At 54.7% G+C, this 243-nt stretch carries 1 protein-coding gene; it reads left to right on the top strand.

Annotated elements, in window-relative coordinates; all coding sequences use genetic code 11:
* Positions 1-243 (top strand): hypothetical protein (locus R0J87_RS23730; protein WP_498889461.1); only part of this gene is annotated, 243 nt, incomplete at both ends.

The following is a 243-nucleotide window of genomic DNA, read 5'->3' on the forward strand; positions in this document are numbered from 1 at the left end:
TATTTCGCTGGAAGAGGCGGAGCAGTACAAGCGCGGTCACGGTGAAGAGATTTGGCCTGCGGTGAAACCGGTGTACGAAAAAATGGCGGACATTGTCGCCCGGCATATTGAAGGGCAGGGCATTACTGATTTATGGCTGGCGGGCGGCTCTTGTTTGCAACCGGGCGTGGCGGAACTGTTTCGCAAACAATTCCCGGCGTTACAGGTGCATTTACCGCAGCACAGTTTGTTTATGACCCCGCT

The organism is Halomonas sp. SIMBA_159 (genome assembly GCF_046536035.1).
Classification (GTDB): Bacteria; Pseudomonadota; Gammaproteobacteria; order Pseudomonadales; family Halomonadaceae; genus Vreelandella; species Vreelandella venusta_A.